This is a genomic window from Nitrospirota bacterium (genome assembly GCA_040752355.1).
Classification (GTDB): Bacteria; Nitrospirota; Thermodesulfovibrionia; order Thermodesulfovibrionales; family Dissulfurispiraceae; genus JBFMCP01.
Window position 1 is genome coordinate 1 of record JBFMHE010000044.1, and the last position, 2,171, is coordinate 2,171.

Sequence of the window (2,171 nt, forward strand, 5' to 3'; positions counted from 1 at the left end):
GCAGGGGCTCAACGATAACCCTCAAGCTGCCGCTCACGCTCGCGATCATAGAGGGACTGCTGGTGAAGATCGGCGGCGACCACTTCGTTCTCCCGCTCTCCGCAGTCGAGGAGTGCATCGAGCTGACCCGCGAGGATAGAGAGAATGCCCACGGCAGGGACCTCGCAAAGGTGCGGGGCCAGATCGTGCCCTACATACGCCTGAGACAGCGGTTCGGCATCGAGGGCGAGCCCCCTGCTATCGAGCAGATCGCCATCGTCGAGCACGAAGGAGCGCGGACCGGCTTCGTGGTAGACACCGTCATCGGCGAGCACCAGACCGTCATCAAGTCGCTGGGGAGATTCTACAAGAATACAGAGGGCGTCTCGGGCGCAACAATACTCGGGGATGGAACGGTGGCCTTGATCCTGGACATCCCGAAGCTCATTCAGACGGTCGAAAAAGAAGAGATGCGTTCCGTATGAGGCAACACTGGTGCGAGGACAGGACGGGTACAACGGAGGCCATGCTGAAAGCCCGATGATCGGGGGCCTGCCGTCGGACTGATTTCGTTGGTGACGAGCGGAAGTGCCTTTGCAGGCACGGCCCCAACAGGCGGTCTCTTAGCGCTTCACAATGCCTCGCTGGAGAAAAGCAGCACCAAAAAGGAGGGCAACAGATGGTCGCAATCAGGAACATCAGAATCGGTATCAAGATACTCGGCATGGTCTCGTTTTTGCTTTTCTTCATGGCGATAGTCGCGGGGGTCAGCATCCTCAAGATAAAGGGTATCGGGGACGAGATACGATCGATGGCGGAAAGGGATATCCCCTTAACCGGATTTATAACCGAAGTCGAAATGCTTCAGCTGCAACAGACCATTCTCTTCGAAAAGGCGCTCCGATTCGGCGTAGCGGATGAAAAGGCCTCGCTGAGAGCCGCAGAAGAGGAGTTCAAAAAACTTGTTAAGACCGCTGACGAGGCTGTGAACAAAGCGACAACGTTTACCGGGGAAGCCCTGGCTGCAGGAGGCGGCACGGCGGTCCAGAAAAAGATGAAGGAAGTTGCGGAGCGTTTAAAAGTTATCGCTAAGGAGCATGCAGATTTTGAGCATGGTGCATTAGAGGCTTTCGAGCTGATTGATAGGGGAAGACTTCGCGATGCGCTGCTGCTGTCAGCAAAGGTCGAGAAGGAGGCAGACCAGCTTAACCATGAGCTGGAGCAATTTGTAAAACAGATAGAGAAGTCCACCGAGGAGTCGGCCAAACAGGCAGAGCATGATCAGGCGGCAGCCTTGAAGACGATACTGGCGATCGGCATTCTAGCCCTCATCTTCGGGAGCGTTATCGGCATCTTCGTAACCAAAAGCATCACCGGCCCCGTCAATAAGATTATGGAGGCCACCAGGAGCATAGCGGATGGAGACCTGGACAAGGAGATACATCTCCATCAGAATGATGAAATCGGAAAGATGGCCGAGGCCTTTCACGGTATGCAGGCGACGATAAAAAATGTGCTGCAGGAGACTGCCGGCCTCATTCAATCCGCCAAAGACGGAAAGCTTGCTGCCCGAGGCAACGCCGACGCTTTTACGGGGGGCTGGCGCAGACTAGTGGAAACGACAAACGAGCTCATTGATGCCTTTGTCAAGCCCGTTCGTGTGACTGCGGACTATGTTGACCGAATCAGCAAGGGGGACATACCCGCCAGGATTACGGATGAGTACAAAGGTGATTTCAACGAGATCAAGAATAATCTCAATGCCCTGATCGATGCGACGAGCGAAGTGACCGAACTTGCAAAGGAAATAGCCGAGGGAAATCTCAAGGTGACCGTAAAGGAGCGTTCATCCCAGGATGAACTGATGCAGGCCCTCGCCTCGATGGTGGCGAAGCTCACTGAGGTAGTCGCCGATGTAAAAGCCGCAGCCGACAATGTGGCTTCGGGCAGCCAGGAGCTGAGTGCGAGCGCGGAGCAGATGTCGCAGGGCGCCACCGAGCAGGCCGCGGCAGCCGAAGAGGCCTCCTCCTCGATGGAAGAGATGTCCTCCAATATCCGGCAGAACGCGGACAATGCCCAGCAGACCGAAAAGATCGCCCAGAAGTCAGCCAAGGATGCCCAGGACAGCGGCACGGCGGTCTCCGAGGCGGTCACTGCCATGAGGGACATAGCCTCGAAGATCTCGATCATCG

Annotated in this window: 2 protein-coding genes; both read left to right on the forward strand. The window is 56.1% G+C overall.

Annotated elements, in window-relative coordinates; genetic code table 11:
* Positions 1 to 464, forward strand: a 464-nt coding sequence (locus AB1805_17150) for a chemotaxis protein CheW (GenBank protein ID MEW5747158.1), incomplete at its 5' end; no start/stop codon positions are given.
* A gap of 194 nt (positions 465 to 658) precedes the next feature.
* On the forward strand, positions 659 to 2,171 hold a 1,513-nt coding region (locus AB1805_17155), incomplete at its 3' end, for a HAMP domain-containing protein (GenBank protein MEW5747159.1).